Source organism: Sphingomonas sp. 10B4 (assembly GCF_035019905.1).
Taxonomy (GTDB): Bacteria; Pseudomonadota; Alphaproteobacteria; order Sphingomonadales; family Sphingomonadaceae; genus Sphingomonas; species Sphingomonas glacialis.
Genome location: NZ_JASJVC010000146.1, coordinates 1 through 2,043 on the forward strand (window position 1 = coordinate 1; position 2,043 = coordinate 2,043).

A 2,043-nucleotide genomic window follows, 5' to 3' on the forward strand; every position below is an offset into this window, starting at 1 on the left:
AGATGTGTATAAGAGACAGCCCCTAGCCCCTCCCGCAAGCGGGAGGGGGATGAGGCAAATCAGGCGAACGCGGTCTTTGGAATATGCGTGATCCGGCAGCCGAGGTCCGCCTCGCCACTCGCCACCACATAGCGGTCGCCGGCATCCGCGATCCCAGTCGTGAACACGACATTGTCGAGATACATCAGATCCTTGATCGGCTCGGTCAACGCCGGGTTGGCTTCGATCAGCGGATCGTGGCAGGTCCGCAGCACAACGCTCGGATCGTCGCGATCGAGCACTGACCAATAGGTGCGGTACACGCCGACCACGCCCATCGGCTCGACCCCGTGCCACAGCGTCAGCCAACCCTCGTCCGTCAGGATCGGCGGTGCGCCGCCGCCCATCCGCGCGGTCGCCATCGTCTTGGCGTGCGGGCGGATGCCGGGCTTGTCGTACGGCTTCCAATGAAGCGCATCGGGCGAACTCGCGAGGTTGATCGACGGGCCCGAACGCCACTCGCTCCCCGGCGGATAGGCGAAATACAGATCGCCGAGCGGGCGCGTCTGCGCATAATATTTGCCGCCGATCAGCCCTTCGAAGATCAGCATGTCCTTGTTCTGGTGATCGAGCACGATCCCCTCGAGCTTCCAGTCGAGTGCGTCGGCGGACGTGTACAGCGTGGTCGAATGCCGCTCGGGGCTGACCGAACAGGTCGTCATCAGATAGCGATCGCCGACCTTGCTGATCCGCGCATCCTCGACGCCGTAGCATTGGTACGGCGCCTGCGGTGCGATCGCCTTGTCGTAATGGACCTGCTCGACCTTGGTCCCGTCGGCGTTGAGCTCGACCGGCAGCAGCCACGACAGCGAGGTCAGCGCCATCACCTTCCACCCGCCACCGCGCATCATGAATTTGCGCGGGTCGGCGGTGTCGACATATTCGAGCGGCCAGGCGTCGAGCGCATAGCTGTGCTCGGTCCAGCGGATCGCATGGATGTGCTGGTCGTGGATCGGCGTCTTGAGCGCCTCGGCGACGCGCACCATCAGCAACAGATTGCCATTGGGCAGCCGCGTCATCCCCGGGTTGAACGCGCCGAGCACATAGGTCTCGGCATCGACCTTCCCCGCCAGCGGCGAGCGGGAAAGATCGACGTCGCCGGGCGAGAAGATCAGCGCATCATGCGAAAAGGTCATTCACCCTCCTGCGCCCGCGGGGAAATCACGAGCTGTTGGATCACGGTCCGCCGTGGCTGGGTCAGCATATAGTGCACGCCGACCGCAATGTCCTCGGCACGGAGCGAGGTTTCCTCGTGGATCATCTTGCGCTGCTCGTCGGGGGTGATGTCGGGGAGCTGCATGTTCGAGCCGGTCTTGCCAGGCTCGATCAAGCCGACCTTGATCCCCTTGGGGCCGAGTTCGCGGCGGAGCGCCTCGGAGAAAGCGGCGATGCCCGCCTTGATCCCGGCATAGACGGTCGAGCTCGGCCCGAGCACGTGCGCGCTCATCGAGCCGATCAGGATGATGTCGCCGTGCCCTGCGAGCTTGTCGACCGCGGCGTGCGCGCTGAGCAGATAGGCGGTGAAATCGACCGCGATCGCATAGCGCAGCTCTGGCTCGCTCATTTGCGTGAGGCCACCGGCAGCGACCGCGGCGTTGATGACCGCGCAATCCATTCCGCCGAGATAGTCGCTGGCTTGCTTGAAGAAGCTCAGCACGTTCTCGGGATCGGACAGCTCGGTGGTGATCCCGTCGGCCTCGCCGCCGACTTCGCGGATCCGCTCGAGCGCATCGTCGAGATATTCGGGATTGCGCCCGCAAATGAACACCTTGGCACCCTCGGCCGCGAGGAGAACCGCGATCGCGCGACCGATTCCGGTGGTGCCCCCGGTGATGGCGACGCGCTTGCCTTTCAGGCTGGTCACGGCGGTATGCGCGTCGGTAACGGTCTTCATGCAGGGCTCCTGTTATGTCGTATGCAGACGCGCCGATGTGCGCGCGGTTCCGCTTCTTCTACGCCCCCCCTGGAAGGGAGGGGTCGGGGGTCTGTCTCTTATACACATCT

At 64.4% G+C, this 2,043-nt stretch carries 2 protein-coding genes; both read right to left on the bottom strand.

Going from position 1 to position 2,043, the window contains the following annotated elements; translation table 11 throughout:
* Positions 1 to 59 precede the first annotated feature (59 nt).
* Positions 60 to 1,175 carry a glycosidase gene (locus QN347_RS19085; protein ID WP_322160287.1) on the bottom strand — a complete coding sequence of 372 codons (1,116 nt, stop codon included), beginning with the start codon at positions 1,173 to 1,175 and terminating at the stop codon, positions 60 to 62.
* Positions 1,172 to 1,933, bottom strand: coding sequence for an SDR family oxidoreductase (locus QN347_RS19090; protein WP_322160289.1), 762 nt, complete (start codon positions 1,931 to 1,933; stop codon positions 1,172 to 1,174). The genes QN347_RS19085 and QN347_RS19090 overlap by 4 nt, the downstream gene beginning before the upstream one ends.
* Positions 1,934 to 2,043: the final 110 nt, after the last annotated feature.